The following is a 1,308-nucleotide window of genomic DNA, read 5'->3' on the forward strand; positions in this document are numbered from 1 at the left end:
GTGGGCGAGCCTAGCGGATGGAGTGCCGCCGGTCCAAGAGGCTCTGGCGGCGGGAAAGGGTCAGCGCCGCACTACCAGCGTGTCGCAGCACACCGTGGCCAGGATCTCCTTGGCGGTGCTGCCGAGCACGATCTCCCGGAGCGGGCTCTGGCCGCGCGCACCCACCACCACGAGGTCGGCCGGATGGGTCTCGACATATTCGGCCAGGAGCTGCCCGGGGAAGCCGTCCTGCAGCACCATGTCCAGGCCGTTGCGCAGGCGCTCGGGCAGGTCCAACTTCGCCACGAACGCCTCGCAGTCCTTGCGAACCACGCCATCGCCATACTGGCGCCGGTAGCTGGCCGGATCCCCGGTGATCCCGGCCAGCGGCGTCGAGTAACCGTGGAACAAGACGAGGCGCTCCGGCTGGAACAGGGCGAGGGCTGTGTCCAGGGCCAGCCTGGACCTGTCGGAGAAGTCGGTGGCGAGCACCAGCGTGCGGTAGTCGCCGCGCGGGCGGTTCTTCACTACCAGAACCGGCGAGGTCGACCGGCGAAGGATGTCGTCCACCGTGTCGCCCAGGAACATCCGGCCGATCGTCTCCTCACGCGCCACGCCGGTGACGATCAGCCCGCAGTCCTGCTCCTTGGCGTAGCGCGCCACCACTTCGGCCGGCCGGCCGTCCGCCACCACCAGGATGGCCCGGTCGCCCAGTACGGCGAACTCGGCGGCAAGCCGGCGCCTCGCGGTTACCTCGGGATGCGGCGAGCCGCTGCCGCCCGGCAGGACCTTGCTTTCCGGCGGCAGGGCATGGACGGCCACGAGCCGCGTTCCCCAAGCTTCCGCCAGCGCGATGGCGCGGTCGGTCGCCCGGTCCGACCGGGGCGACAAGTCGGACGCGACCAGGATGGTCGGCTTGGGCTCGGCGGTGGTCATGTCGGTCCTCCCGAAGGTGATGATATTCAGTTCTGCAGGGTCTGGAAGATGCCGAAGCGGACGAGGAGGGCCTTCTCCATCTCCAGCACGACGAGGAGCACGATTCCGATGACCACCGTCAGGATGCCGTCGGTGAACGCGAGCGGTCGGCTGCCGAAGGTTTCGTTCATGAAGGGCAGATAGGTGAAGGCGAACTGCGCCACCACCACCGCAGCTATCGCCGCCAGCACGGCCGGCGTGCCCATCGCTCCCTTCCAGGTGATCGAGGTCATGTGCAGGTAGCGCACGTTGAACAGGTAGAAGATCTCCAGGACGACTAGGGTGTTCACCACCATGGTCCGGGCAGTCGCCAAGTCGTCGCCCCGGCCGAGCGTGTAGAAGAACACGGCCAGC

Annotated in this window: 2 protein-coding genes; both read right to left on the reverse strand. The window is 68.2% G+C overall.

Features of this window, described 5'->3' with window-relative positions:
• Nucleotides 1-60: 60 nt before the first annotated feature.
• Nucleotides 61-915 (reverse strand): universal stress protein, encoded by an 855-nt coding sequence (locus tag EQG76_RS17970; protein WP_159715761.1) that lies wholly within the window; start codon nucleotides 913-915, stop codon nucleotides 61-63.
• A gap of 26 nt (nucleotides 916-941) precedes the next feature.
• Nucleotides 942-1,308: cation transporting ATPase C-terminal domain-containing protein (locus tag EQG76_RS17975; protein WP_200840898.1), on the reverse strand; the 367-nt coding region annotated here is incomplete at its 5' end.

It is taken from the genome of Geminicoccus flavidas (assembly GCF_009806515.1).
GTDB lineage: Bacteria > Pseudomonadota > Alphaproteobacteria > Geminicoccales > Geminicoccaceae > Geminicoccus > Geminicoccus flavidus.

What these genes read in the sequence shown, in the direction of transcription:
- EQG76_RS17970 (WP_159715761.1), bottom strand. Translation starts at nt 915, where the DNA reads ATGACCACCGCCGAGCCCAAGCCGACCATCCTGGTCGCGTCCGACTTG.